Below are 22,849 nucleotides of genomic sequence, written 5' to 3' on the forward strand. Positions count from 1 at the left end.
ATGTACCCCAAGGATCTCAGCCGAAAGCCGCGACAGCACGCAAGGTGGACACAAAAAGTTACAACTCAACCGCTCTGGCGGATCAATCATTCTGCGCAAAAAAGCTTGACTGGGGCGACCCCGTTACCGAAGTCCTGACCCTAGCGCCTTGCGAGATCAGCGACGCATCCATGCCGCCATACTTTGCCCGCCGCTTGTAAAAACTGGCCGTGCTCATCCCATGGTAACGGCACAGATCCGCAACAGGCACACCGCTCTCGGCCTGGTTCAAAATACCCATGATTTGGGCTTCGCTGTACTTCGATTATTTCATCAGAATCTCCTCGTTCATTGTCGAGAAAATTCTACTTCGAAACACCTCTAAATTACGGGGGGATTACCGCTACGATGCCGATTGTTTCCGAGAAGCCCTGCAAGACAAGGGCATACGGCCATGCATCCCCAGTCGGAAGTCCCGCGCCAAAGCTGTGCGCTACGACAAACGCAGGTACAAGCGACGCAATCGTATCGAAATCATGTTCGGCGGACTGAAAGACTGGCGAAGGGTTGCAACACGATATGATCGATGCCCCAAAGTCTTCCTCTCAGCAATCGCATTCGCAGCAACCATAATCTATTGGTTATGAATCCTGACCCTAGCTCTGGCCTATCGTCGCTATCACCCCCCCAGCACCCTTTGGCATTGGGAGGATCGACCGGCCGCAGCATCTCTAAATCGTTGGCCAAACCGGAACTGGCAAATCGACCCTGCTTTTGAGCCTCACCCACTAAGGTCCCGACAAGGGCACCGGGTTTTGTCTGATCGATCCACGTGGCGACCTAGCCGAGGCATTGCACCGTGATCTGCTCGTGCCACATCTTTATTGGGATGTATCAGTTCCGACGTATCCGCTGGGATACAACTCCTTGGCCAAGGGGTTCGCCATCCACCGACCATTGGTGACATCAGGCGTCATCGAAACGCTGAAGATGCAATGGCCAGACGCCGGGGGGCTCGCATGGAGCACATCCTGCGATTTTCGATCGCAGCCCTGCTAGAGACACCCGACGCCGACCTATGAGATGTGTTGGGATTGCTGACGTGCAAGGGCTGTTCGCCGTCGATTGAAGCCAGAAACTTTCTCTTATCAAATCACCTTAAACTATCCTATTGGCGCGGAAGTTGGGCAAAAATATGATTTAAATCAGCGCGTTGCCAGTTCATGAGGTGCGTACCTCAGAAAGTTCTGGACCTGAGGTGCGTACCTCAAATATCGTGAGTGCATGTCGCGATTCGTACACGGGTCTGCGGCAGAAACATGGGAGGATTTAATGACCTATTCAAAACTGGCGGGAGCCAGCGCATTCGCGATTGCCGTTTCGGGAGCCGCTTCAGCGGTGCAGGCCGAAGATCTGACACTGTGCTGGGCGGCATGGGATCCGGCAAACGCACTTGTCGAGCTTTCGAAGGATTTTGAGGCGCAGTCCGGCCACACCATGAACTTCGAATTCGTGCCATGGCCCAATTTCGCGGACCGGATGCTGAACGAATTGAACTCTGGCGGTAAGCTCTGCGACCTTCTCATCGGCGACAGCCAGTGGATTGGCGGCGGGGCCGAAAACGGACATTACGTCAAGCTGAACGACTTCTTTGATACTGAAGGCATCTCGATGGACGATTTCGCCCCGGCGACTGTTTATGCCTACTCAACCTGGCCAAAGGGCACGCCGAATTACTATGCATTGCCGGCGATGGGCGACGCAAATGGCTGGTTTTACCGCAAGGACTGGTTCGAACGTGAAGATATCCAAGCCGCCTATATGGAAGCGACCGGTGAGGAACTTCGCGAGCCGCAGTCGCAGCGCGAGTTGCTGCAGATTGCCCAGTTTTTCCAAGGGCGCGAGATTGATGGCAAGACCGTTTATGGCGCCGCGATCTTTACCGAGCGCGGCTCTGAAGGGATCACGATGGGTGCGACCGGCGCGTTGTATACGTGGGGCTTCAAGTATGAGAACGAGCCTGGGTCATACGACATGGAAGGCGCTGTAAACTCTGCTGAAGCCGTTGAAGCCTTGGAGTTTTACAAGGAGTTCTACGAGACAGCGACACCTCCGGGCTATACCAACGCGTATATGGGTGAATCGCTGGATGCGTTCAAATCCGGTCAGGTCGCCTTGGCAATGAACTGGTTTGCCTTCTTCCCGGGCTTGTATGCCGACCCGACGACGGGTGGTGACAAGATCGACTTTTTCGTGAACCCGCCCCAGAATATTGCGGCGTCCACGTTGGGAGGGCAGGGGATCTCGGTCGTCAGCTATTCGGAAAAGCAGGACGCAGCGCTTGAGTATATCAAGTGGTTCGCTGACCCTGCTGTTCAGGCCAAATGGTGGGAGCTTGGCGGTTACTCTGCCCATAACGCCGTGTTGAACGACCCGGGCTTCGTCGAAAGCCAGCCTTTCGCCGGGGATTTTCTGGTCGCCATGGAGGGTGTTCAGGATTTCTGGCAGGAGCCAGCTTATGCGGAACTTCTTCTGGCCATGCAAAAGCGCGTTCACGATTATGTCGTGGCCGATCAAGGCACGGCACAGGAAGCCCTTGATAAACTGATCGAGGACTGGACCGAAGTCTTTGAAGACGAAGGCAAGCTGTAAGCCAATCCACCAATGGGCGTCGGGACTTCGGTCCCGGCGCATCACCCAACCGACAGGCCAGACAAATGTCCGACAAGACAGCAGATCGCGTTGCCGCCGCAACGCCAACTCATGTTGCGCGCAAAATCAGGGGTTTATCCGATCGGGCCATCGCCTGGATCTTTGTTGCTCCGACGATTTTCCTGCTGCTCGCCGTCAACATTTTTCCACTGATCTGGACCGTTCGGCTGAGTTTTACAGACTACAAGGCCAACCGGATCAACCGCGAGCCGGAATGGATCGGCCTTCGCAATTATGAGCGGATTCTGACGGATAGCGATATTTGGCTGAACATGCAGGCCACGGCGCATTTCCTGTTTTGGACGATCTTCTTTCAGGTGTTGATCGGCTTCACGCTGGCCTGGCTCATCAACAAGAAATTCAAGGGCAATGACCTGTGGACCACGATTATCGTGCTGCCGATGATGCTGTCGCCCGCCGTTGTCGGCAATTTCTGGAAGTTCCTCTATCAGCCGCAAATCGGGCTATTCAACTACATCATCGCCTTTTTCACCGGGAAGGATCCATCAAGCTTTGAGATGCTGGGGTCGGTTGACCTCGCGCCTTGGTCCATCGTCATCGTGGATACGTGGATGTGGACACCTTTCGTGATGCTGATCTGTCTGGCCGGGCTGCGCAGCATTCCCGATTACATCTATGAGGCGGCAGAGATCGACCGCGCCTCCAAATTCCGGCAGTTCTTTACGATTACGATCCCTATGGTGTTGCCCTTCTTGATGCTGGCGGTCCTGTTTCGCGGGATCGAGAACTTCAAGATGTTTGATCTTGTTGTGCAGCTTACGGGGGGTGGCCCCGGATCGACGACGGAACTGACGTCAATCAACCTCAAACGCGAAGCCTTTGAAAAATGGCGCACCGGCTACGCGTCAGCCTACGCGATCATCCTGTTTGTTACCGTCTTCGGCCTCGCCAGTATCTACGTGAAAGCCCTGAACAAGGTGAAAGAGAGATGAGCAGCTTTTCCATCACCGAGCCATCCAATCGGACCAAATGGTTCGCAGGTACGCTGGTCATCGCCTATGCGCTGATCACGATGATCCCGCTCGTCTGGATCGGTCTGACCGGTTTCAAGAGCCCGGCGGATGCGATCAGCTATCCGCCGAAATACATCATCGGCAGTGACAGTGAAGCCGGGTTTCAGCCAACGCTCGAAGGTTATGTGAACCTGTTCACAACACGCACGCGGCAGACCGAGGAATTTCTTGCCAATAACCCACCCGAGAACTGGGCCGACGAGATTGTGCGCCAGTACGACATGGTCATCGTTGGGCCTTCAAAGTTTGGGGAACGGTTCCTGAACTCAGTGATTATCGGTTTCGGTTCGACGTTTCTGTCCGTCTTTCTGGGAACGCTTGCCGCTTATGCCTTTAGCCGGTTCAAAATTCCGCTGGCCGATGATCTGCTGTTTTTCATTCTGTCGACGCGCATGATGCCACCTATCGCCGTCGCGATCCCGATCTTCCTTATGTACCGGAACCTGGGTCTATCAGACACCCATGTTGGGATGATCCTGCTTTATACGGCGGTCAATATCTCGCTGGCGGTGTGGCTTCTGAAAGGGTTCATTGACGAAATCCCGCGCGAGTATGAAGAGGCAGCACTGATTGACGGCTACACCCGCTTTCAGGCCTTTTACAAGGTTGTCCTGCCCCAGGCGGCCACCGGCATCGCATCAACCGCCATCTTTTGTCTGATCTTTGCCTGGAACGAATATGCTTTCGCCGTACTCCTGACCACGGCCAACGCCCAGACGGCGCCCCCGTTCATTCCAACAATCATCGGCATCGGCGGTCTCGACTGGCCTGCTATTGCCGCTGGTGTCACGATCTTCGTCTTGCCGGTCATGATCTTCACCATCCTTCTGCGCAAACACCTGCTGCGCGGGATCACATTCGGAGCGGTTCGCAAATGAGCAACTTTTTCAACGGCCTTCTTCGCCTGCGCCGCGGCCCATGGGAGATGCTGGCGACCATCATCATCGCGGTCGGGGTCTTTATGCTGATGCAGCCCTTTGTGATCTGGGCGTTCACCTATTCGTTCATCGTCACACTTGTCGGTACGGTGATGTTCATCATCGTCAGCCACTTCCCGGAGTAAGCATGGCCCAGATCGTCATCAAGAACCTGAAGAAGCAGTTCGGCGATTTCACCGCCGTTCGCGAAAGCAGCTTTACGATTGAAGACGGTGAATTCTTCATGCTGCTCGGTCCGTCGGGTTGTGGCAAGACAACGACTTTACGGATGATCGCGGGTTTGGAGCTTCCGACCTCGGGCGAGATCTACCTCGATGGTGAAGAGATTTCACAGCGACCACCGTCCGAACGGGACATCGCCTTCGTCTTCCAGATGTTCGCGCTTTACCCGCATATGAACGTCTACAAGAATATCAGCTACCCGCTGGTTTCTCAGGGTATGTCACGCGCTGCAGTGCGGGATAAGGTGAATGAAGTAGCGAAAATCCTTGGTATCGAAGATATCCTGAAGCGTCCCGTCGGTGGGCTGTCCGGTGGCGACCGACAGCGCGTGGCGCTTGGTCGAGCGATTGTGCGTGAACCCAAGGCATTCATGATGGATGAACCGCTGGGCGCGCTGGATGCTGAGTTCCGTGAACATATGGCCGAGGAATTGCGCGCATTGCATGATCGGATGGGTGCGACCACGGTTTACGTAACCCATGATCAGTTGGAAGCCATGCAGATGGGCGACAAGATCGTGGTGATGAACAACGCCGTGGTAGAACAGTTCGGTACGCCGCAGGAAATCTACGACAAACCGGCGACGATGTTCGTGGCGGATTTCATCGGCTCTCCGCCGATGAATTTCCTCCCCTTCCATGGCAAGGTGGGCGATGGTGCAACCAATGTCGCGATGCAAAATGCAGACTTTGCCATCCCCCAGACGCGGGAGCCGTTCGAAGGGGACCTTGCCTTTGGCGTGCGGCCTGAACACATCAAAATCTCTGACGCGGCGCCGTTCCGGGCCGAGATTTTGGCGACCGAATACCTTGGCACAACCCAGATCGTAACGCTGCAAACGGCTGCGGGCAGCGTCAAGGCTCGCATATCAGCCCAAAAACCAGCCAGGGCAGGCGACACGGTGGGGCTCGAGTTCAACCCCGCAACCGTTACCCTGTTCGACCGCCAATCTGGCCGCGCCTTGCGATCCGAACTGAATGAGGGCGTGCTCCATGGCTGAAGTTGTGCTCAAGAATGTTTCCAAATCCTTCGGTAAGACCGTTGCCGTTGATGATGTATCAATGACTATTGAGAACGGCGCATTTGTCGTTCTATTGGGGCCAACGGGTGCCGGGAAAACAACGACCTTGCGCCTGATTTCGGGGCTGGAGAAGCTGGATGCAGGCAGCGTCCATATTGGTGGCCGCAACGTCGGTTCGGAAACGCCCGCGCAGCGTGATGTGGCAATGGTGTTCCAGCAATACTCGCTTTATCCGCACTTGACTGTGCGCGACAATCTGGCGTTTCCGCTGCGCTCTCCGGTCTTGAAAACGCCCGAGGACGAGATCGCCAGACGGGTCGAACAAATCGCGGAAACTCTTCAGATCCCGCACAAGCTCAACAACAAGGCAACCGAGCTTTCGGGCGGCGAAATGCAGCGTGTTTCGATTGGTCGGGCGCTTGTAAGGGATCCTTCAATTTATCTGATGGACGAACCGCTCAGCTCGCTTGACGCCAAACTGCGGGCTGACCTTCGAGTGGAACTCAAACGCATCCATGCCGAACTCGGCTCAACCCTGCTCTATGTGACGCATGACCAGATCGAAGCGATGACCATGGCGACCCATGTTGGCGTGCTCGAAGAGGGGCGATTGGTGCAATATGGCACGCCAAAGGAAATCTATGAGGATCCGACAAGTGTTTATGTCGCCAGCCGCCTTGGTTCGCCGCGCATCAACATCCTTCCATCTTCGATCTTTCCTGGCGATCACAGGGGCCCGCAGATCGGTTTGCGGCCGGAAGCCATACGGCACGGCGACGGGGTTGAGGCGACGGTGGTGCGTTCAGAACATCTGGGCGACCAGACCCGGCTTCATCTAGAGGTCAGCGGCCATGCCATCACCACGCTGATCGACCCGTATGACGATTACGCCGCCAACTCAATCATCAATATCAGCCCGCAGAACCCGCTGTATTTCGACGCGTCGGGCGCGCGGGTCGTTTAAGGGAGGAAGACAATGGCACAATTCATAAACGCCAAGGAAAACCTGGTTGCAGAGGCCATCGACGGGCTGCTTGCCGCGTCCGGCGGCACCTTGTCCCGCCTGGACGGTTATCCGCATATCAAGGTTGTGTTCCGGTCTGATTGGGACAAATCAAAAGTTGCGTTGGTGTCCGGTGGCGGATCGGGGCATGAACCAGCCCATGCCGGGTTCGTTGGAAAAGGGATGCTGACCGCAGCTGTTTGTGGCGAAGTCTTCGCATCACCCTCTGTTGAAGCGGTGCTGGCTGGCATCCTGGCCGTGACAGGCGAGGCCGGGTGCCTTTTGATCGTAAAGAACTACACCGGCGACCGGCTTAATTTCGGCCTTGCCGCCGAACGCGCGCGCGCGCTGGGGCGCAAGGTGGAGATGGTCGTGGTTGACGACGACATCGCGTTGCCTGACCTTCCCCAGCCTCGCGGTGTGGCCGGGACCTTGTTTGTCCATAAGATCGCAGGCGCTCTGGCCGAGGACGGCGCAAGCCTCGAAGACGTGACCAAAGCCGCCAAGTCGGTGATTGGCAAAGTGGTCTCGATCGGGATGAGTCTGGATACCTGCACTATACCGGGCTCCACCAAGGAGGCCCGCATAGCGCCGGGCAAGGCTGAACTTGGCCTTGGCATCCATGGTGAACCGGGCGCCGAACAGGTCGTGTTCAGTGATGCATCCGCCGCGATGAATACCGTTGTTGAAAAGCTGAAGGACCACGCGCCGGGCACGGACAATATCGCCTTGATCAACAATCTGGGCTCGACCACACCGTTGGAGATGTCGGTCCTGACCCATGCATTGACACAATCGGGCATCGTAAAGAGTGTGATCGGGCCAGCGCCACTGATGACATCACTGAACATGCACGGCTTCTCCGTCTCGATCATGAACGCAACGAAAGCCGAACACGACGCACTCGCAGCACCGGTCGAAATGTCAGCTTGGCCGGGAATGGCCAACGTCGCCGCGCCCGTTGTCGTCGGGTTGCCAGACGGCCTGACACCTATTGAGCCGATCCCGTCAAAGAACGCCAAGGTCCGGGAGGTTATCGACAAGGTAACGGACTTGCTGATTTCGGCCGAGGCGCAGTTGAACCAGCTAGATGCCAAATCTGGTGACGGGGATACCGGCAGCACCTTGGCGACAGCGGCAAGGGCCTTGAAAGCCCGCCTCGACAAGATGCCTCTGGCCGACCTGACGCAGTTTTTCCCGGCGCTTGGTAACGAGTTGAGTCAGACAATGGGTGGGTCGTCCGGCGTGATCCTTGCAATATTCTTTAATGCGGCTGGTGACGCCTGTGCCAATGGTACATCGGTGCGAAAGGCACTCGTCGATGGTCTGAACCGCGTTAGTCAGGTTGGTGGCGCAAAGGTTGGTGACCGGACCATGATCGATGCGCTTGCCCCAGCACTGGAGGCCCTGCCGAACGGCATCCAGATGGCGGCGGCGGCGGCCCGCAAAGGTGCAGACAGTACCGCGCTGATTCATCGTGCACGGGCAGGACGGGCGGCTTATGTGCCAGAGGAAAATCTGAAAGGGCACAACGATCCGGGCGCCGAGGCCGTGGCGCTCTTGTTTGATGCCCTTGCAAAGGAAATGGTGGACTAAACTGAACAAACATCGCCCCAGCGCCATCGCGAAACCAACGGTCAATGATATTGCCCGCGTCGCCGGGGTCAGCCTCGCGACGGTCGACCGTGTGCTGAATGAACGTCCGGGCGTGCGCTCGGTCACGATCAAGAAAGTCCGCAAGGCTATCGAAGACCTGGGTTACATCCGTGATACGGCAGCGGCCAACCTGGCCCGAAGGCGGGTGTATAACTTTCTGTTTGTCCTACCAGATACGCAGAATGAATTTGTTCTGGACCTGCGCACCCAAATCCGCGAACTGACGGAAAAAATCGCCAATGACCGCACCAAGCTGACTTTGGCACTCGCCGCTGCTTTCGACCCGCAGGATTTCGTAAATGTCCTTGACGAAATCGACCCGCGTGAGACGGACGGCGTTGCGATCTTCGGCCCGGAAACACCCTCGGTCCGTGATGCCATCAACCACCTGCGCGACAAGGGTATCGCGGTCGTCACACTGGTTTCTGACTTGCCTTCTTCTAAACGCGACCACTTCGTGGGCATCGACAACGTATCCGCAGGGCGCACCGCTGCTCAGTTAATGGGGCGTTTCATTAAGAAGCCGGGGAAGATCCTTTTCATAACCGGCTCGCGCTTTGCCCGTGATCACTTGGAGCGTCGGCAGGGTTTCGATTTGGTCATGGCGGAGGAATTCGAGAACCTCGAGGTCATCGCGTCGGTCGAGGGCAAAGACGACCCGGAAATCATGTATTCATTGCTTCCGGAGTTGTTCGAGAACCATGAAGATGTCCGCGGCATCTATTCCAGCGCCGCCGGAAATGAAGGCCTGATGTGCTTTCTGAGAGAGCAGGGCGGTGCCAGCGATCTTGTCGTGATTGGTCACGAATTGACCAGTCTTAGTAGGGATGCGCTGAACGACGGTTACTTCGATGCGGTCATCAGTCAGGATGGGGGTCACCTTGTGCGTTCTTGTGCCCGACTGCTGCGTTCGACCGTCGATAATGTGCCGCATAACCCGGCACAAGAACGCATTCGTATCGACATCTATTTGAAAGAGAACATGCCGGCGTAGATGATCTACCTTAGTATCCCGGAGTGATGGCTGAAAAGAATCAGCGCTTCTTCGCTCGTTCGCAAAAAGGAGCGGCGAATGGTAAAGTGCCCATTTGCTGCCTTTGCGCTGACCGTTCTGACCGACCACCACTAGGGTACTATTCGCGTCCTTCCCTACAGCCCACCTGGCGGTTGATGGTCTGGTCGGAATTGTCTTTATCGCCGCCCTAACCATTCTGGGCTTCGCCGGCGTGGACTTCTGGTATTATTTGGTCCCTAGTCTGACAGTTCTGGCCGTCGTGGGCCAGCAAAAGCCAGAAGACAACGCTGCTGTAGCTTAATGCGCCAAATCTCATTTATAGGGCCAACATGCCACGTAAATCGACTGCCAGTACTTTGCTAGAAGACGTTCGCGCATGCACGATCTGCACCGATTTGCCTCTTGGGCCGCGCCCCATACTCCAAGTCAGTCCGACCGCCAAATTGTTGATCGTTGGCCAAGCGCCGGGACAAATAACGCACCGAAAAGGCATTCCATTTGATGATCCATCCGGGAACAGGCTTAGGGATTGGCTCGGCGTCGATCGGGATACGTTCTATGACGCTTCGAAGATGGCCATCCTTCCGATGGGGTTTTGTTTTCCGGGAACAGGAAAAGGAGGGGACCTTCCTCCGCGTGTCGAATGTGCCCCGGCGTGGCGGGACAGCATTTTGGAAACGCTACAATCCGTCGAGCTAACGTTGATTATTGGTCGTTACGCTATTGATTGGCACTTGCCCGATTACTCCGGCCACACAGTTACCAGTGCAGTTCAGAATTGGACTAAAGTCTGGCCCGAAAAACTGATCCTGCCGCATCCAAGTCCCCGAAATAACAGATGGCTGAAATCGAACCGGTGGTTTGAGGATGACGTGATTCCTGTATTGCAGAAACGCGTTAAGCAAATTCTCTGAATTCAACTGAGAACAATGGTACAGGTTTTCATATCGGTCTCTCCGGTCGTGGGGTTTATTTGGTTGCAGCCGTTACATCATTGCGTGGACCCTGCACGAGGATAAAGGCGGGCGATGTGACAGACACGTTGGATTTTGCGCTACAGGCCTTAGGCTGCGGTCAAGCGACGGTTTGCCGGAATTCATCCGTCAGTTTCGGTCCCATAGTTCGTTTCACTTGCCTTGCCCATGCCGCCACCATAGGTCACGGAACATGACCGATCTTGATATAGCCCATGCCGCCATGGAAGCAGCCCCCGATGACGATACTGCGCGGCTGCGGTTTTATGAACGGCTTGCCGATACTGAACTTTTTATGCTTCTGGGGGCCGAAGCAGCAGGTGATCAGATCATACCAGAGCTTTTTGAGATTGAAGATCAACGCTTTACCCTTGTCTTCGACCGCGAGGAACGGCTGTCGCAATTTGTAGGCCGCGTCGCCCCTTATGCGGGCCTGCCTGGTCGCGCGCTCGCCGAAATGCTGGCCGGGCAGGGCATCGGCCTTGCCCTCAACCTTGAGGTCGCACCATCATCCATGCTGATCCCTGCAGAGGCGGTGGACTGGCTGGTGGCCACCCTTGCCAACACCCCCGATGAGACCGAGGCGCGGCTGACCGAAGTGTCAGCCCCGCATGTGCCAGAGGCGGTCGTGACCGGCCTTGACCGCAAGCTTGCCATTGCCGCGGGGCTGGCGCGCTTTGCCTATCTGGCAGCTGCGACATACGAGAATGGCACACGCGGGCATGTGCTGGCGTTCATCGACGCAACCCCGGGCGCGGAAACGGCACTGGCGTCAGCCGCCAGTGAAGCGCTGACATTTTCCGGGATCGAGGCCGGGGTGATGGATGTGCTGTTTGTTCGCGCGTCCGATCCGATGGCGGCGCATCTGGCCAAGGTTGGTTTACGGTTCGACCTGCCGGAACCGATCGTGGCGCAACCGCCCGGTGCGCCGGGCATGGACCCCAAAAAACCGCCGAAACTGCGATAGGCGATGCCTGTCGCGATGCTTCAAGACAAAGTAACCGGCGCCTGCATATTTGGTCCGGTCACCCCAAACCCGGAGCATCCTCATGATTTTCAGATACACCATCCTGTACGTAGCCGATGTCGCGGCCTCGCTTGATTTTTTCGAATGCGCCTTTGGGTTGGAGCGCTTGTTTCTGCATGAAAGCGGGGACTACGGCGAACTGGCCACCGGCCAGACCAAGCTGGCCTTTTCCTCACAAGCACTGATGCAGCAGTTGGAAAAGACTCCAGCCAAGGCGGATCCGGCAGCTCCCACCTTTGAAATTGCCTTTGAAACGGCCGATGTACCCAAGGCATTGGCACGGGCGGTAAAGGCGGGTGCTAAGCTGGTTCAAGACGCAAAAGATGAACCATGGCGGCAGGTCACATCCTATGTCAGCGATCCTGACGGCTACCTGATCGAAATCTGCTCGCCGGTCCAGATCCCCAGCGCAGGCTGACGAAACTCCGCCATCAGGGCGGGGTCGCGGGCGATACGGGCAGGTGTCAGACCAAACCAGTATCGAAAGGCACGGGTCATATGCGGCTGATCGCTATAGCCGGCATCACTGGCGATACCCGCAAGCGTATCCCCATTGCGCAAGGCCAAAGCCGCGCGTCGGGCCCGACCCAACAGCTGCCAGAATACCGGCGGCGGATAATCATGCGCCCGGAACCAGCGTTGCAAGCTGCGTGGCGTGACACCTGCGGATCTGGCGACGCTGGCGACGGTCCCGCCCGGCGCGGCGAGGGCGCTGACAAGATCGCCAAAATCGCTGGTTGTCTCGGGCCACAGCTCCTCCAATCGGCCGCCGCTGGCGATGCATTCCTGCATCGTCTCAGGCCGGATCGTCGTACCCGGTCTCAGGCGATAGCCCGTGATAGATGTCCCGGCCGCCAGCAGAGTCTTGCGCGGGCGCAGGTCCCAATCGGTCAGCTGCAACGCCTGCCTGCCATTGGGGTCCGTCATGATCAACAGATCGCGGCAACCATCAGGGTAAATCGTGGCCTGTCGTGGCGCCTGCGTCCGAAAATCCCAGCGATGGCATCGATTTGTCATGGACTTAACCTATTCAGAACCATCCATCTTTGAAATGGCACACCCTATCGGATCTGAAGCACCGCCCCAAACGGAAATACTCCGTTAACAAACTAACCGTGCGTTTGTTTAACCTGACCAGTGGGGGCAAAAGGGTCCGACGTAAGTCCGACGTTTTGCCGACGCGATGCCGACCGGCGATTATGGCGGAAAACCTAGCGTTAACGGCTGATTCGCCAAAAATCGCCGGCCACCGTGCGGTACCCCCTCGCGCAACACCACCGAACGTTGCTAAGCCGTTTTGGCAACCTGATCGCGCAACAGGCGCCGCAGGATCTTTCCAGAGGCCGATTTTGGGATCTCATCAACGAAATGGATCTGGTGCACCTGTTTGTAATGCGCCAGTTGATCATCCAGATGCGCAGTGATGGCCGCAGCATCCGGGGCGTTTTCGCCTGTCACGACAAAGGCAATCGGCAACTCGCCCGCCTCCGGGTCGGGCAGGCCAATGACGGCGGCATCGGTGATGCCATCCATGGCGACCAATGTCGCCTCCAACTCTGCCGGGGCGACCTGGAAGCCCTTGAATTTGATTAGTTCTTTCAGCCGATCCACGATGAACATATAGCCATCGGCATCAATCAGGGCGATGTCGCCGGTGCGCAGCCAGCCATCATCCGTGATCGTCTCAGCCGTGGCTTTGGGGTTGTTGAGATAACCCTGCATGACTTGCGGGCCTTTGATCCACAGCTCACCTTCTTCGCCAGCCTGCAGGTCGGCGCCGGTGTCGATATCGACAATCCGGCAAGTGGTGTTCGGGACTGCCTGACCGGATGCGCCGGGCCGGTTGCCCGTGCCGGGGGTGATGTGGGAAACCGGGCTCAGCTCCGTCATGCCATAGCCTTGTAAAGACACACAATTCAGGCGTTCACCCACCACATTGGACAGTTCCGCCCCCATCGGCGCGGCCCCTGAAAACACCTGTTCGACAGAACCCAGATCATACTCATCCACCAGCGGGTGTTTGGCCAGCGCGAGCGCCACGGGCGGCACGATCCACATACGCCGCGATTTGTGATCCTGGCAGATTTGCAGAAACAGCGGCAGGTCAAACCGGGGCATGGTCACAACAGCACCGCCACCGGCCAGATGCACATTCATCAGCACGGTCATCCCGTAAATATGAAAGAACGGCAGGAAGCCCGCAGCGACCTCACCTGCCTGAAAATCGGCAGCTCGGATGATCTGATCCACGTTCACCACAAGGTTGCGATGCGACAGCATCACCCCTTTGGGCAGACCCGTTGTGCCAGAGGAATAGGGCAGCACGACAGTATGATGGTCGAGGTCAACTGTAACCTGCGCATCAATCGGATCACCGAAAAGTGTCGCAAATTCCGGCGTGCCGATGGCCACGACGGGAATGACGCCCGCGCCACCCCGCGCCGTATCCATGAAATCCGGGATGGTGATCAGAATTTCCGCTTTGGAATCATCAAGTTGGTGGCGTACTTCATTGGCGGTATAGGTCGGGTTCAGCGTCGTGATCGTCCCCCCGGCCCATGCAACGGCATGAAAGATCACGCAGTATTCCGGGATATTGGGGGCCATCAGGGCCACGGTATGCCCTTGACCCAGCCCGGCTGATGTCAGCCCGCCCGCCAGCCGTTTGACCTGATCCATGAAATCACCCGCCGTTAGGCTGCGCCCGCTGGGGCCATCGGTCAGCACAACCTCATCCGGACGGGTGTCGAGTCCTGCGAAAACACGTTCCGTAATGGATTGATCGGTGATGGCAACATCGGCGAATGGGTTATGGTATTCTGTCATGGGGTCCTCCGTCTTGCGATCATGGCACAGTGATTTGCGCCGGGCGAGTGTCTTGTCGTTTTGCGGTGCCCGTGCCTTAGTGCGGCCATGACACATGATGAGTTACTGGAATGGTCGCGACGCGCGGCAGAGTGGGCGCTGGACTATCACAACGGCCTGCGCGACAGGCCGGTGCGGGCGCAGGTCGCTTATGGGGCGACAGCGGCGCGGTTGCCTGCCATCGCACCGGACGCACCAGAGCCGGTGGAACAGATTTTCGATGATTTTCAGGCGGTTGTGCCTGATGCCATGACCCATTGGCAGCATCCCCGCTTCTTTGCCTATTTCCCTGCAAACGCATCCCCGGCCTCAATGTTGGCCGAGCAACTGGCGAATGCGATCGCCGCACAGGCGATGCTCTGGCAGACCTCGCCCGCAGCAACAGAGATCGAGCAGGTGATGATGACCTGGCTGCGTGAGGCGTTGGGTTTGGCGGATCACTTCACCGGGACAATCCATGACAGTGCAACAACCGCAACCCTGTCTGCCGTGTTGACAATGCGCGACAGGGCGATGGGCTGGCGGTCGGTTGAAGAGGGGTTATGTGGCGGGCCGCGTTTGCGCATCTACGCCTCGGCCCAGACCCATTCTTCGGTCGACAAGGCGGTGCGGCTGGCCGGAATTGGGCAGGCCAATCTGGTGAAGGTGCCGGTGCGGGATGATTTTGGGATGGATCCTGCCGCGCTTGACGCGGCAATCCGGGCGGATCTTGCAGCGGGGTACCGGCCTGCAGGCGTGGTGATTTGTTGCGGCGGCACGTCGATTGGCGCCTTTGATCCGGTTGCGGAATGTGTGGCGGTGGCGCGCGCTCATGATCTTTACACCCATGTGGATGCTGCCTGGGCCGGGTCGGCAATGATTTGTTCAGAATTTCGGGGTTTATGGGCAGGCGTTGACGCGGCCGATAGTGTTGTCTTCAACCCGCACAAATGGCTGGGTATACAGTTTGACTGTGCCGTGCAGTTCCTGGCTGATCCAGCGCCGCAGATCAGGTCGCTGGGCCTGCGGCCGGATTATCTGCAGACGCTGGGACAGGACGAGATCGTCAATTTCAACGAATGGACGGTGCCGCTGGGCCGCCGTTTCCGCGCGTTGAAGATCTGGTTCGTGCTGCGGGCCTATGGGTTGGACGGGTTGCGGACACGCATTCGCAACCACGTGACCTGGGCCGAGGAGCTAGCGGCGGTGATCGGTGGAATGGAAGGGTTCGAGATTTTTACGCCTCCGGCCTTGTCATTATTCACCTTCCGGTATCGTGACGATGTGCAGACTGAGTCATTGCTGGCCCGGATCAATGACGATGGTCGCGTGTATCTGACCCAGACCCGGCATGACGGGCAATTCGTGATCCGGGTGCAGGTGGGGCAGTTCGACTGCACGCGGGACGATGTGATGATGGTGGCGCAGGTTCTTTCAGAAATTTCGTGACGAAATTTCTGGCGAAGGCAGAATTTTGGCCAAAATTCTGTTCAGCGCACCCCGATATCAGCAAGCGCCCTCGTCAGTTCAGGCGGCAGGGCCTCTTCGGATTGGCGGCTTTGCGGAAGATCGCGCGGGGCGTCGGCGACAGGAAGATAACGCCAGCCCTGAAAGGCGCGTTTCGGGGTTGCTTCGACCCTTATGAGACCTGGTTTGCAGACGATGGCACAACGACGGATGCCGTCCGCGCCGATATATTCGTCAAGCCGCAAGACCGGCTGGCGGCAGAGGATCACACCTTTGATCACCCAGAAGATCGAGCCGCCATTGAGGATTTCATCGCCCCGTTTCGGCCACATGCGGGTGACGTGGCGCGGCAGACCGTCATCTGTTTGCGCGCGCTTGGTGGCTTGCCATGCCGAAAGACCCGCGACGTCTTCGGTGCCGACGGATAGTTTCAGCAGATGAACAGTCTTTGACATCAATCCCCCCCGGGATGGTAGTGAACAGATAAGGCGTTTGGGTTCTACTTCAATGATAAGACAAGAACTGGTTTATGTAGTGTTATGGTTGAGATCAACCACTATATGTGGTATTGAGTTTCATTAATTCCCCGTTTTCAAGTCCATCCTAACCCCGTAAGATGCAGGCCTTGCCTGCCGCCAGAGGAGAATCCCCCAATGACCGTCTTTGCCGCCCCGATTGCCGAACAGATCTGGGACATGAAGTACCGGTTCAAACAGGCCGATGGCACACCGATTGACGAGACGGTCGAGGATACGTGGCGGCGGATCGCATCGGCGCTGGCGGCGGTCGAAAAGGACCCGGCGGCGTGGGAAGGCCGGTTCTATGACGCTTTGGCGGATTTCAAATATCTGCCTGCGGGTCGGATCACCGCGGGCGCCGGCACGGCCCGGTCTGTTACACTGTTCAACTGCTTTGTGATGGGCACGATCCCCGACACGATGAGCGGTATTTTCGACGGGTTGAAAGAGGCTGCCTTGACCATGCAACAGGGTGGCGGGATCGGGTATGATTTTTCGACCATCCGGCCCAAGGGGGCTGTGGTCATGGGGGTCGCGGCCGATGCCTCTGGCCCGCTGTCGTTCATGGATGTCTGGGACGCGATGTGCCGGACGATTATGTCCGCCGGGTCGCGCCGGGGGGCGATGATGGCGACAATGCGTTGCGACCATCCGGATATCGAGGATTTCGTCACCGCCAAATCTGATCCCGCCCGGCTGCGCATGTTCAACATGTCCGTGCTGGTGACCGATCCGTTCATGGAGGCGGTGAAAGCGGATGCGTCCTGGGACCTGATGTTTGGGGATAAGGTTTATAAAACCGTGCCAGCCCGCGATCTGTGGGACGCGATCATGCGGTCGACCTATGATTACGCCGAACCGGGCGTGATCTTCATCGACCGGATCAACCAGATGAACAATCTGAACTATTGCGAGACGATTGCGGCGACCAACCCCTGTGGCGAACAACCCTTGCCGCCCTATGGCGCGTGCCTGTTGGGGTCGATCAACATGGCCCGGCTGGTGAACGACCCATTTGATGCTGCGGCTGCCCTGGATCAGGACGCTCTGGTCGCGTTGGTGGCGACTGCCGTCCGGATGATGGATAATGTGGTCGATGCCTCGCGCTTTCCGTTGGAGGCGCAGGCGCAGGAAGCACATGCCAAGCGTCGGATCGGTCTTGGGGTGACCGGGCTGGCGGATGCGTTACTGATGGTCGGGCTGCGCTATGGCTCTGAGGAGGCGGCGGCGCAGACGGATCAATGGATGCATGCGATTGCGCGAGCGGCTTATCTCGCATCAGTGGAATTGGCGAAAGAAAAAGGGGCGTTTCCGCTTTTCGATGCGGAGAGATTTCTTGCATCCGGCGCAATGGAGCACATGGATGACGATGTGCGCGACGCAATCCGTCAAAATGGCATACGAAATGCGCTTTTGACGTCAATTGCGCCAACCGGCACGATTAGCCTTTACGCGGGAAATGTATCGTCCGGAATCGAGCCGGTTTTTGCCTATGCCTATACGCGGAAGGTTCTACAGAAAGACGGATCGCGGACCGAGGAAGAGGTGGTTGATTACGCCGTGCAGCTCTGGCGCGATCTGAAAGGGGATGCGCCCTTGCCCGACTATTTCGTGAATGCACAGACGCTGGCACCGCTGGACCATGTGCGCATGCAGGCCGCGGCACAGAAATGGGTTGATTCATCAATTTCCAAGACGATCAACTGCCCCGAGGATATCAGCTTTGATGATTTCAAAGAGGTCTATATGGCCGCCTGGGATCAGGGCTGTAAGGGCTGCACAACTTACCGACCAAATGATGTGACTGGGTCAGTGTTGAGCGTTTCGGAAGAGGCGTCGCCGTCAGAGGTCCCGGATCAGGTCCGGGACGGGGATGAGGGGGCCGAGGTCGTCTACATGTCCGAGCCGCTGGACCGCCCGCAGGAATTGGAGGGGGCGACCTACAAACTGAAATGGCCTGATAGCGAGCATGCGATCTATATCACGGTCAATGATCTGGTGATTGCCGGGCATCGGCGTCCATTCGAGGTGTTCATCAACTCCAAGAACATGGAGCATTTCGCCTGGACCGTGGCGCTGACCCGCATGATCTCGGCCGTGTTCCGGCGCGGTGGGGACGTGTCTTTTGTGGTCGAGGAGTTGAAGGCCGTATTTGACCCGCGTGGTGGGGCCTGGATGCAGGGGAAATATGTGCCGTCGATTCTGGCCGCGATTGGTGGTGTGATCGAGAAACACATGATTTCGATCGGGTTTTTGGCCGGCGAAGGGATGGGTTTGAAGGCTGATCCAACAGCAGACGTCGTAGCCATCAACGGCGCACCACGCGGCAAGGCATGTTCATCCTGCGGGTCCTACGAAATGCGAATGATCGAAGGCTGCATGACCTGCGGGTCATGCGGGTATTCGAAATGCGGGTAGGGGGTGAGTTGGGGCTGTGGATGAAATGCGTCAACTGACATGGCCATTTGGGTCATGAAACGGCCTCTGTTTCAAGCTCCATTAGTCGCGGCGACTTAATTGAACAACTTTAATTCAAAGGATTAGCTTTCTCGAAGCAGATCTTCGATCTCGGAGACAAGCGTAGTCATCGTGGTCTCAAGACCTTCGCTGAGCCCATTTATCGTATCAAGCGTCGGTTGGTGCTTTTGCGTCTCTAGAAGAGAGATGTAACGCATCGAAACACCAGCCCTGTGTGCAAGTTCCTCTTGAGTAAGCCCAAGCTCGGTCCGGCGTCTGCGTACCACATCGTCAGGCACGGCGAGATCGTCATCACCTTCGTCGATCAGTTCGCGCATCTGACGCGCGCTCATCGCACGCATACCGGTCAAGGGCATCGAAAAGAGTTTTTAGCTCTTCTGCGCTGAGGGAATTGAACTGGGGGTTCAATCCTTTTCCCTCTTGGCGCACCATCTCGCTTTTTCGACCCGAAACTTGGCCCAAGCGCCCGAAAGTCAAAGACTTTTGGAGATATCTGAATACGTGCTCCGGGCAAATGGTTGCGTGAGATGCAACCGTTGAAAAATTTGCCAAATATCCACGACTTTTAGCTGTAACAGTCAAAAGCAGTCTGTCGGGGAATTAATCGCTTCACTCATCCGCATCCACGAAAAAAAACATCGATCGGTTTCTAACGCGCTTTCACCAAACAGGCTTAATTTACTGCGGCGGTGATCAGGCTTGGCACCAAAGATTGTACAACACGATTCCATTTCGTCACCGGCTGTTCGCTCACAAAAACAATGTCGTTGGGCCGCATCTCGAGCCGCGTGGCCAAGATCATATTGACCATGTTGCGGGCGTTGAGGTGGTATGCAGTAACGCCACCGGACGCACCCGTGGAACGCAGCAAATAGACTTGTCCCACATTGCCAGTCTCGGTCAGAATTCCACCTTCGGAATACAGCGCGTCAGCAAGTGTAGCTTGTATTTCAAAAGGTAGTGGAAAGCGGCGCTGAACGGCCACCTCACCAGTAATATAAATGTAGTCTCGTTTGACAGTACCCAACTCAAGACGCTCCCTGAACACGGCACGCGCCTCGCCAAGCGCAGCCCGACGCAGATCGATCTCGGATTGGAGTATTGCAATGGCATGCGCCCGCTCAGCCTGACGGAACTGAGAGATCTGTATCTGTTGCTCGAAATAAGCCTGCGCCAGATCGATATCGAAAGCGCTGTCAACGAAAAGGCTATCGCCGCCAACCAGCTGAATGCGGTTCGCCACAGCGCCGGTTGCATAAACGTCCTTCAAGGGAATCTCATAGAGCGCGCCATCTCGATAAATACGTACACTCACCGTTTCATCGTCGCGCGACGTCACGCCTCCAGCTTGCGCCAAAGCTTCGTCCAGATACAACGGCGACATGGTGACGGGCACCACGCCTGGCATTTTTACTTCACCTCCGACGGTCACTCGGCGCGAATTGAACTCGACCACCTCAAGGCTGAAAGACGGGTCAATCTGGTTGCGGATTAAGGTTTCGAACACGCGTTCGCGGGCTTGTTCAATGGTCAAGCCAGACAGGTTAATCAACCCGACATCCGGCAGGGCGATCGCACCGTTGTCCTGCACAGCGTAGGTTTGCGATGCCGCACCAGCTTGTTCCGGCGTGGTTGGTGTCGGCGCAGTACCGCCAAGGCCCGCGCGTCGCAACAAAATCACGTCACCAACCCCAATAGTGTACGGACCCGGACTGGCCGCGGGCGGTAAACGCACCGGAAGTGTAACAGGGCGGCTTTCGGCATCGAAAACGGGTTCCGGTATGCTGCCACCACCCAATGGTTGCGCCCCTTGTACACCTGCAAGCTCAAAGAACTCCCTTGGCAGGCTTTTCGGGACGTAATTGTTCTGGTTCGCCTCTTCGACCACGGTGGATGTCAGAGGAACCACAACGACGTCCAACTGCGCGCTCTGGTCATCACTCACCGTCGGCGAAACATAGATCACGCCGCATCCCGACATCACAGACAGGCACAGAATACCTAAAGCGTGTCTTGCGAACATTAAGATAGCTCCGAATAGCGACCACAGTCTCTCGGGCCCCACCCGAAATTGGCTAACCTTTGCATCATATTTGCGCTGTTGAACAGCGGTTCTGTTCCGTTTTCCGTATCATGTGGATTTATCGCCGACGTATCGTTGGTCTCAAGCACCTGCATCAGACGGGCGACTAGACCCAATTCACAGTGAAGCGCCCAATCTCTGCGGAAAAAATAAAGCAACTGGTCAACATCACGCGAGCGCAGTAAACGAGCAATATCAAATGCCGTTGGTTGGCCATGCTCTCCATAGTTGCGGCATTTGGATATTTTCGCGGGGACTACGAATGTCAGATGTTGCGACATTGAGCACACAGATGGCCGAGGCTTACAAGGCCGGCGATCTCGAACAGGCTGCCAAGCTGGCCGAAGTGATTCTTGAACAGGACACGTCGCACCATGATGCGCTGCGCTGCCTTGTACGTTTTCACAGCAACCAAAAGAACGTTGAAGAAGCGTTTGATCTATGGGCTCGATTGACCAAATTGACCCCGGACAGCCCTGAGCCCTACCTTCAACTCGCCCGCATCGAGCGCAAGAAACACAACTGGCGGTCAGCTCTGATGCACATCGACAACTTCCTGCGGCTTCAGCCCGCACATGAAGAAGCGCTGTCCATTCAGGTGCAATGCCACCTTGAACTTAGCGCCGTTGACAAAATCGGCGCGTCATTCGCAAAGCTTTGTGCCGCGCAACCACAAGGAATTGTGGCCGTTGCCCGTCAAGCGGCCAACTTGGGCCTCGTGTCCGAGATCTCCGAGAGTTTGCGCAAAATGGCGGACGCAGGAGACGAGGATGCAATTGCATTATGCGCAACTCTCAGCAGATCTGAACGGAATGCGGCAATTGGATACGAAATACAGCGGAACGCTTTTGCGGCAGCGCAGAACTACCACAATATGCGCATTCTGGATTCCGGAAGCAGCTATGCCAGCACCAGCCTCGCCCGGCTGCGAAAACCGTTTCTAGAACGTGCCCGGCAGGCCTACAAGAACGACAATGATACAAAGGCAATCGAACATGCCACCGACTGCATTAAGATTGAGCCTACTGAAACAGAACCTTACCTGATCGCAGGCCGTGCGGCGTCTCGGCTAGGGGACGAAGCCACAGCTTTTAAATATTTCCAACGCGGCATTGTGAATTGTGACTTTGATGTCTGGTTGAAAGTCAACTACGCACGCTCCGCCGAACGCCTTGGCAAAGCACGTCTTGCGTATGATGCGTTCCAGGCAGTTGCCGCGACTGAAGGGGCGAAAGCAAAAAAATACCACCCAGAGGCAGAGCGTTCTTTGGCCCGGTTACCCCAACGTCTGGTGCGGGAGGCGCAGGATGCCGCTGCGGCGGGCGACTTTGATCAGGCCATCGACATGGCGAGCAGGCTGGAAGCAGACGGCATGCTGACAAGCGACAAGATGGAAACCTTGCGACAGCGCATCGCGTCGCTTGCACAGCGCGAACTACGCAAGGCCTATGACTCCAACGACATGAGCGTTTTGCCCATGGCCAAGGCGCTTACGGTATTTGCGCCTGACAATACCTATGCATTCCGCGTATCCGGCCGCCTTTTGATGCGCGCCCGCAACTACAAGGACGCTATTGGGTTTTGGAGGGCGTTGGTCGCAAAGGACCCAAGCTCCATCGAATTTCAACTGAACGTAACACGCTGCTTCCACCGCCTGCACGACAAAGGTAACGCCGTCACCGAGGCACGCGCCTTGCTGGAATTGGATCCTGAACATGCTGAAGGTAACCAAATTCTTATGGCGCTTGAGCAAGCATGAATAGGCAAGACACATCCGCTGGGCAAACCGTGCTCTCGTTGACCAGGCTCGTTATCCGTAACCAGATCGAAGGTGGCTATGGATCGTGCCGTCACGGACACACCAGACGCAAGGAGACT

General features: G+C 56.8%; 20 protein-coding genes and 2 pseudogenes. 16 read left to right on the top strand and 6 right to left on the bottom strand.

The window, feature by feature from the left end; all coding sequences use genetic code 11:
- Positions 1–200, top strand: a 200-nt coding sequence (locus ACFWW2_RS23400) for a hypothetical protein (RefSeq protein ID WP_393932627.1), incomplete at its 5' end; no start/stop codon positions are given.
- On the opposite strand, the pseudogene ACFWW2_RS23405 reads toward ACFWW2_RS23400, so the two are convergent.
- A pseudogene (locus ACFWW2_RS23405) lies at positions 149–280 on the bottom strand (transposase); the annotation flags it as partial. The gene ACFWW2_RS23400 and the pseudogene ACFWW2_RS23405 overlap by 52 nt on opposite strands.
- 85 nt (positions 281–365) lie before the next feature.
- Here ACFWW2_RS23405 and ACFWW2_RS23410 point away from each other — a divergent pair.
- The 12 genes and pseudogenes from ACFWW2_RS23410 to ACFWW2_RS23465 all read left to right on the top strand — a co-directional run.
- A pseudogene (locus ACFWW2_RS23410) lies at positions 366–626 on the top strand (transposase); the annotation flags it as partial.
- A 685-nt stretch (positions 627–1,311) separates the two neighbouring features.
- Positions 1,312–2,631, top strand: coding sequence for an ABC transporter substrate-binding protein (locus ACFWW2_RS23415; RefSeq protein WP_393932453.1), 1,320 nt, complete (start codon positions 1,312–1,314; stop codon positions 2,629–2,631).
- 65 nt (positions 2,632–2,696) lie between these two features.
- The gene (locus tag ACFWW2_RS23420; RefSeq protein ID WP_393932455.1) at positions 2,697–3,644 is read left to right on the top strand and encodes a carbohydrate ABC transporter permease; all 948 of its coding nucleotides are present in this window, start codon (positions 2,697–2,699) and stop codon (positions 3,642–3,644) included.
- Complete coding sequence (locus ACFWW2_RS23425; RefSeq protein WP_393932457.1) at positions 3,641–4,603, top strand: carbohydrate ABC transporter permease; 963 nt, start codon at positions 3,641–3,643, stop codon at positions 4,601–4,603. The genes ACFWW2_RS23420 and ACFWW2_RS23425 overlap by 4 nt, the downstream gene beginning before the upstream one ends.
- Positions 4,600–4,788 carry a hypothetical protein gene (locus ACFWW2_RS23430; RefSeq protein WP_393932459.1) on the top strand — a complete coding sequence of 63 codons (189 nt, stop codon included), beginning with the start codon at positions 4,600–4,602 and terminating at the stop codon, positions 4,786–4,788. Before ACFWW2_RS23425 ends, ACFWW2_RS23430 begins: the two co-directional genes overlap by 4 nt.
- Positions 4,789–4,790: 2 nt before the next feature.
- Complete coding sequence (locus ACFWW2_RS23435; RefSeq protein WP_393932461.1) at positions 4,791–5,885, top strand: ABC transporter ATP-binding protein; 1,095 nt, start codon at positions 4,791–4,793, stop codon at positions 5,883–5,885.
- The gene (locus ACFWW2_RS23440; protein WP_393932463.1) at positions 5,878–6,870 is read left to right on the top strand and encodes an ABC transporter ATP-binding protein; all 993 of its coding nucleotides are present in this window, start codon (positions 5,878–5,880) and stop codon (positions 6,868–6,870) included. The genes ACFWW2_RS23435 and ACFWW2_RS23440 overlap by 8 nt, the downstream gene beginning before the upstream one ends.
- A 12-nt stretch (positions 6,871–6,882) precedes the next feature.
- Positions 6,883–8,505 carry a dihydroxyacetone kinase subunit DhaK gene (locus ACFWW2_RS23445; protein ID WP_393932465.1) on the top strand — a complete coding sequence of 541 codons (1,623 nt, stop codon included), beginning with the start codon at positions 6,883–6,885 and terminating at the stop codon, positions 8,503–8,505.
- Positions 8,477–9,559, top strand: coding sequence for a LacI family DNA-binding transcriptional regulator (locus tag ACFWW2_RS23450; RefSeq protein WP_393932621.1), 1,083 nt, complete (start codon positions 8,477–8,479; stop codon positions 9,557–9,559). The genes ACFWW2_RS23445 and ACFWW2_RS23450 overlap by 29 nt, the downstream gene beginning before the upstream one ends.
- Before the next feature lie 350 nt (positions 9,560–9,909).
- Positions 9,910–10,494 carry a uracil-DNA glycosylase family protein gene (locus tag ACFWW2_RS23455; protein WP_393932467.1) on the top strand — a complete coding sequence of 195 codons (585 nt, stop codon included), beginning with the start codon at positions 9,910–9,912 and terminating at the stop codon, positions 10,492–10,494.
- Between the two features lie 253 nt (positions 10,495–10,747).
- Entirely contained in the window at positions 10,748–11,521 is a 774-nt protein-coding gene (locus ACFWW2_RS23460) for an SseB family protein (protein ID WP_393932469.1), read from the top strand.
- An 82-nt stretch (positions 11,522–11,603) separates the two neighbouring features.
- Positions 11,604–11,999 (top strand): VOC family protein, encoded by a 396-nt coding sequence (locus ACFWW2_RS23465; protein ID WP_393932471.1) that lies wholly within the window; start codon positions 11,604–11,606, stop codon positions 11,997–11,999.
- On the opposite strand, the gene ACFWW2_RS23470 is transcribed toward ACFWW2_RS23465, so the two are convergent.
- Both ACFWW2_RS23470 and ACFWW2_RS23475 read right to left on the bottom strand, forming a co-directional pair.
- On the bottom strand, positions 11,951–12,598 hold the full coding sequence (locus ACFWW2_RS23470) for a helix-turn-helix domain-containing protein (protein ID WP_393932473.1): 648 nt from the start codon (positions 12,596–12,598) through the stop codon (positions 11,951–11,953). The two genes, ACFWW2_RS23465 and ACFWW2_RS23470, sit on opposite strands and share 49 nt — an antisense overlap.
- A gap of 270 nt (positions 12,599–12,868) precedes the next feature.
- On the bottom strand, positions 12,869–14,407 hold the full coding sequence (locus ACFWW2_RS23475) for an AMP-binding protein (RefSeq protein WP_393932475.1): 1,539 nt from the start codon (positions 14,405–14,407) through the stop codon (positions 12,869–12,871).
- An 87-nt stretch (positions 14,408–14,494) separates the two neighbouring features.
- Here ACFWW2_RS23475 and ACFWW2_RS23480 point away from each other — a divergent pair, with 87 nt between their 5' ends.
- Complete coding sequence (locus ACFWW2_RS23480) at positions 14,495–15,874, top strand: pyridoxal phosphate-dependent decarboxylase family protein (protein ID WP_393932477.1); 1,380 nt, start codon at positions 14,495–14,497, stop codon at positions 15,872–15,874.
- Positions 15,875–15,915: 41 nt separating this feature from the next.
- Here the strand turns inward: ACFWW2_RS23480 and ACFWW2_RS23485 are convergent, their stop codons facing one another.
- Positions 15,916–16,347: a DUF1489 family protein gene (locus ACFWW2_RS23485; protein WP_393932479.1), complete on the bottom strand. Its 432-nt coding sequence runs from the start codon at positions 16,345–16,347 to the stop codon at positions 15,916–15,918.
- Between the two features lie 198 nt (positions 16,348–16,545).
- Between ACFWW2_RS23485 and ACFWW2_RS23490 the strand changes: the two genes are divergently transcribed.
- A complete protein-coding gene (locus ACFWW2_RS23490; RefSeq protein ID WP_393932481.1) occupies positions 16,546–18,828 on the top strand; it encodes an adenosylcobalamin-dependent ribonucleoside-diphosphate reductase in 2,283 nt (760 codons plus the stop codon).
- Positions 18,829–18,950: 122 nt separating this feature from the next.
- Here ACFWW2_RS23490 and ACFWW2_RS23495 read toward each other — a convergent pair whose 3' ends face one another.
- Both ACFWW2_RS23495 and ACFWW2_RS23500 read right to left on the bottom strand, forming a co-directional pair.
- Positions 18,951–19,220: a helix-turn-helix domain-containing protein gene (locus ACFWW2_RS23495; RefSeq protein WP_393932484.1), complete on the bottom strand. Its 270-nt coding sequence runs from the start codon at positions 19,218–19,220 to the stop codon at positions 18,951–18,953.
- Between the two features lie 341 nt (positions 19,221–19,561).
- Positions 19,562–20,911 carry an SLBB domain-containing protein gene (locus ACFWW2_RS23500; RefSeq protein WP_393932486.1) on the bottom strand — a complete coding sequence of 450 codons (1,350 nt, stop codon included), beginning with the start codon at positions 20,909–20,911 and terminating at the stop codon, positions 19,562–19,564.
- Positions 20,912–21,263: 352 nt separating this feature from the next.
- On the opposite strand from ACFWW2_RS23500, the gene ACFWW2_RS23505 reads away from it, so the two are divergent.
- On the top strand, positions 21,264–22,730 hold the full coding sequence (locus ACFWW2_RS23505) for a tetratricopeptide repeat protein (protein WP_393932488.1): 1,467 nt from the start codon (positions 21,264–21,266) through the stop codon (positions 22,728–22,730).
- Positions 22,731–22,849 lie beyond the last annotated feature (119 nt).

This window comes from Yoonia sp. R2-816, assembly GCF_046762905.1.
Taxonomy (GTDB): Bacteria; Pseudomonadota; Alphaproteobacteria; order Rhodobacterales; family Rhodobacteraceae; genus Yoonia.